The sequence below is a fragment of the Vibrio sp. 10N.237.312.B06 genome (assembly GCF_041464685.1).
Lineage (GTDB): Bacteria > Pseudomonadota > Gammaproteobacteria > Enterobacterales > Vibrionaceae > Vibrio > Vibrio tasmaniensis_A.
The window spans coordinates 1-4,258 of the sequence record NZ_JBFSPI010000159.1 but is presented as its reverse complement, the minus strand read 5'-3'; the positions used below and the strand labels follow the sequence as shown (position 1 = coordinate 4,258).

5 protein-coding genes are annotated in these 4,258 nt (G+C 37.6%); 2 read left to right on the top strand and 3 right to left on the bottom strand.

All coding sequences use genetic code 11. The annotated features are described in order from the left end of the window. Positions 1 to 767: tyrosine-type recombinase/integrase (locus tag AB6C75_RS22965; RefSeq protein WP_372109416.1), on the top strand; the 767-nt coding region annotated here is incomplete at its 5' end. Between the two features lie 150 nt (positions 768 to 917). Here the strand turns inward: AB6C75_RS22965 and AB6C75_RS22960 are convergent. Continuing rightward, complete coding sequence (locus AB6C75_RS22960) at positions 918 to 1,370, bottom strand: hypothetical protein (RefSeq protein ID WP_372092043.1); 453 nt, start codon at positions 1,368 to 1,370, stop codon at positions 918 to 920. 233 nt (positions 1,371 to 1,603) lie between these two features. Between AB6C75_RS22960 and AB6C75_RS22955 the strand changes: the two genes are divergently transcribed. Then, positions 1,604 to 2,326 carry a hypothetical protein gene (locus AB6C75_RS22955; RefSeq protein WP_372092045.1) on the top strand — a complete coding sequence of 241 codons (723 nt, stop codon included), beginning with the start codon at positions 1,604 to 1,606 and terminating at the stop codon, positions 2,324 to 2,326. 47 nt (positions 2,327 to 2,373) lie between these two features. Here AB6C75_RS22955 and AB6C75_RS22950 read toward each other — a convergent pair whose 3' ends face one another. Both AB6C75_RS22950 and AB6C75_RS22945 read right to left on the bottom strand, forming a co-directional pair. Further along, positions 2,374 to 3,300 (bottom strand): DNA cytosine methyltransferase, encoded by a 927-nt coding sequence (locus AB6C75_RS22950; protein ID WP_372092047.1) that lies wholly within the window; start codon positions 3,298 to 3,300, stop codon positions 2,374 to 2,376. Between the two features lie 14 nt (positions 3,301 to 3,314). Then, positions 3,315 to 3,632 (bottom strand): hypothetical protein, encoded by a 318-nt coding sequence (locus AB6C75_RS22945; protein ID WP_372092050.1) that lies wholly within the window; start codon positions 3,630 to 3,632, stop codon positions 3,315 to 3,317. Positions 3,633 to 4,258 lie beyond the last annotated feature (626 nt).

Sequence of the window (4,258 nt, the reverse complement as noted above, 5' to 3'; positions counted from 1 at the left end):
GACTGAGAAAGAGTCTTTATCGAATATCAGAGCGTTTGGGTAACCCCATTGCGAGTGATTTCACCAGTAAAGATTTTGCGCATTACCGAGAGCAACGCAGCCTTGAAGTGACGACGACCACGATAAACCGAGAGCATGCCTATCTTAGGGCGATGTTTAACGAGTTGGAGAGGTTAGGGGTGATTGAGTTTGAGAATCCGCTCACTCAAATTCGTCAGTTCAAAGAGCGTGAAAAAGAGTTGAGGTATTTGGCTCATGATGAGATCGCAAGGCTACTGGATTCTTGTCAAACGTTCAGTAACCGATCTTTAGTGTTCATCGTGAAAATTTGTTTGGCCACAGGTGCTCGGTGGGGAGAGGCGGAAAGTCTAAAGCCCTCACAAATCAAAAATAATCAGCTCACGTTTTTGAATACCAAATCATCCAAGAATCGTACCGTGCCGATTAATCAAACGCTTTATGATGAACTCACCACTCTTGAGCCTCTCAGTGAAGAGAGGATGTTTTTAAACAGCTTATCGACTTTTCGAAAGGCGGTTACAGAGGCAAAGATTGACTTACCTAAAGGACAAATGACTCACGTTCTACGTCATACCTTTGCGAGTCACTATGTGATGAACGGCGGCAATATTGTGAAGTTAAGAGATGTACTGGGTCATAGTGAAATCACAACAACCATGCGTTATGCGCATCTAGCCCCTGAACATTTAGAAGAGACTTTGACGCTGAATCCTTTGAATCAGCATCAAAACACGACTGATTCTTAACTCGTTTTTGGACAATTATCTTTTTCGTAAAATCGAATATTAGCAATTCATTAATAATTTCAGGTATTGCAAAGTTAGTTTTGGAGAGCTAGCGCGATGAGTAAGACTAGCGCTAGCTAAAAGGTTGTTTTAGGTGCGGATTAGGTAAAGTTACGTTAAATCGAATTGAGCTAAGTCTTTACTTCGTTTTTTTTCGCGAGCTTTGATTGCCTTTATCTTTGCCTCAATATTAGTCATTTCTGACTTAGCTTCATCTCCATACATATCAACTAATTCATCGATTTTATTAAAAACATCGCTCTTATTGCTCGCAGTTCGACCTTTTTCGGCAAATTCAGAGACTAACGTAGGATAAGCAACATTACGATTGAAAAGCCTCTCTTGCAACCGGAGGGCCACCCTAGGTGTAATGTCGAGATTTTGCTCGTTCATAATCTTGCGAATCATCGTTATCATTAGATGCACTTTATATTTCTTAATAGCAATCGTAATTTTGCCTCCGGCTATACGTGAGTTCTCACTTGTTGTATATGCATTGTAGATATCAAGAGCAAGATCCTTATCATTGAAGGTAAATTTAGATTTGTAATTTTCAGGGGTCATAAAAAGCCCTTTTTCGAGGTTAGTCTTACTCACTGTAAAAAATCTAGCTTACTAATTTAGTTACAGTTAGGTAACAAAAGATCGCAACATCAACTTTTATAGGGTTCTCCCCCTTCAAGAAATGTAGCCCAAGATGTTTGTTATTTGAACAATTACAAGGTTAAAATTCATAAAATCATTGAGTTAAACTTGCTCCAGTGGTATTAATTCCCTTAAAAATAAGAGGTGATGCCATGCTAGGAAAACCAAGAATTCGAGATAGTAAAGATACCCGAAGACCGTACCCATTAAACATAATTCCTAAAGAATACTTAACAGAAATAGGTAAGAATATCGCCTATCTTGTTGCTATTGGCGAAAAGGGATTAACTGGGGAAAAATGGGAAGAAATCTTTGCCAATAGCATCGGAGGGGAACAACTTGGGAAAAGTTTAGGCCTTGCCGATGTTATCAAAGATGACTTTAGTTGGTCGGTAAAAACCGTAAAATCAAAAAAACCACATTCACAAAAAAACATTCGAATTATATCAGGTAGAAACAACATAAATTTCTCGTATGGTATAGACCGACCTTTAGAGGATATCGACCGCACTGGTGAAGCCGTAATTTCCATTTTTAATGAGCGACTAAAGACAGCGAAGTCTAATTATAAAGATCTTACTCATAGCTTCTTACTACGCTCTGATGATTTAACCCATTACACGTTATTTGAAAAAGAAGCTCATGAAATAGATCCTAAAAGCATAAATTGGGCAGTGAATAAGAATGGTAACTTTGAAGGCTCTGTTAATGGTAAGCACCGATTTACGTGGCAACCAGACGGAAGTCAGTTCACAGTAATCTACAATGTTCCTGATAATGCTCTACGATTTACAATAAAAAAACCTGCACCCTTAGATTTTGATACTGTCATAGAAGAGATTGAATTCAATGAAGATTGGATAACAGTCAAATAGATAAATACCGTAATCTATAGGATTAAATGAGGGCATCACCCTCATTTCTAGGCTACATTTTGACGCTTCCACTGCATGGCTATAACTACCTGCTCAGCTATAGCTTTTATTACTGGAACAGCAACACTATTTCCAGCTTGCTTCTTTAGTTGTGTATGAGAGACCACTATACGATAACATTCAGGGAACCCTTGTATTCTTAGCATCTCTCTAGAAGTTAGTCTCCGGTAACCATTAACTAACAAATAGTTATGAGAAGCACCTGATCTAAGCGCACAAGAGTAAGGTAGAGGAGATACATTACCAGAAATATTCTGGTGCCAAATACTGGGTATAGGAGCCTCCCTACACAGATTACTTTGACGTTCATTTTTAATTTTATCGCTAACAAAAAAGTTATCAGGAACTAAGTGATCAGGCTCAAGAACATCTGACAAATCAAAAGTCTTATTCCCAACAGGGAAATCAAAAGAAACGGCATGATCTAAGAAACCAACAATAAAAGTTCTCTCGCGCTTTTGTGGTACTCCAAAGTCCAAAGCATTAAGAACTGTATGATGGACTTTATACCCTAGCTCCTCTAAAGCTTTCAAAATGACTTTAAATGTATTCCCTTTATCATGACTTTTAAGTTGCTTTACATTTTCAAGCATAAAAGCTTTAGGCTTTTTCACCTTGAGAATCTCAATAATATTGAAAAAAAGGGTTCCCCTAGTGTCTTCAAAACCGTTCATCTTCCCAATGATACTGAAAGCTTGGCAAGGAAACCCTCCCAATAAAACATCGTGATCTGGTATATCTTTTGGGGCTATTTTTGTTATATCCCCATGAGGCTTCTCACCAAAATTGGCCTCATATGTTTGTTGGGCATACTTATCCCACTCAGAAGAGAAAACACATTCTCCACCTTGAGACTCAAAACCAAGCCGAATTCCACCAATCCCCGCAAAGAGATCTATAAACTTAAATGACATAAACTCACCAAAAATCAAAGGTTATAAGCATTGGGAAAATAGGATATATCTTCCGGATTACGGTACTCACAGTACTTTCTCATTGCAGACCTAAGACAACCTGTCATAGCGTATTTCGCACCGTTTTCAGTTCCATTTTCTCTGGCATAATGTTTGATTTTTGACATAGCTAGAAGATAATTATCGACAGAAGAAACAGCCAGATCAATTGAGTCTAATATTTCTTCATCTAACCTTTTGCACCGACTAATCGTATCGCCTGCAACTCTCTTAGATACCCCTTTTTTAACAATCAACCATTCTCTAAAATCTTCTTTGATTTCTGAAAACATATCCCACCCCAAAGCGCTAAACTATAGCGCCATAATAAATGATAAATACTAAAAAACAACCTTAACGCTAATTGTTTTATATAGAATCAATAAAATAACTTGGTTTTTATTATTCCTATGTTTGTAAAACGAGCGAATTTTCTATAAAAACAGCAGGATAATCTCAGATTCTTCATTGTAAACAGTATTATAGCCTTGCAAATTACAAAGTAACTAGAGAATTAATTCCGGCTTTAAAGCGCGGATCACTCTCTTTTCATCTCAAACAAAAAACACACAATGACGCCCATTATTCATGCCTTATGATTTTTGGGGGGGCACATTAGCCGCTGTATTTGGGCAAAAGTGAGTCAGAAAATTTCGAGCGCTTAAATGAGTCTAACTTATAGAATTGTAGCTAAATAAAATACCGAAATAGACGGAAATACGAGTTGTTTGGTTTTTTGATGACCGTAACGTTCTGTTTTAAAATTGGTTTTTTAGAATTCCAAATCCGCGTGTTGGGAGTTCGAATCTCTCCACCCCTGCCATCTTCAAAGTGCATTTTTATGCATGAAAAAAGGCCACTCAATGAGTGGCCTTTTTGCTATCTGCGATTTATTTTATCGACGTTTTCTTCGCTTCTT